Here is a 272-nt window from a genome sequence, read left to right on the forward strand (position 1 = left end):
GTTGAGCAAGGCATAAAACTCGGTCGGGATGGGCTATTTCAATACTTGAAACAGCGAGATATGTTGGTGAAGCCGAGAAAAAACTACACGAAAACAACGAATAGTCATCACTGGCTTAGAAAGCATCCTAATTTGCTTAAAGACAAGATTGTTGAACGAGTAGAAGAAGTGCTAGTTAGCGATATCACCTACGTGAAATCAGATGAAGGAACACATTACTTATCGCTGGTGACAGACGCATATTCTAGAAAAATAATGGGGTACGAGTTAAG

At 40.1% G+C, this 272-nt stretch carries 1 pseudogene; it reads left to right on the plus strand.

Features of this window, described 5'->3' with window-relative positions:
* Window positions 1-272, plus strand: a pseudogene (locus tag AN944_RS21205) (IS3 family transposase); the annotation flags it as partial.

The organism is Shewanella sp. P1-14-1 (assembly GCF_001401775.1).
GTDB lineage: Bacteria > Pseudomonadota > Gammaproteobacteria > Enterobacterales > Shewanellaceae > Shewanella > Shewanella japonica.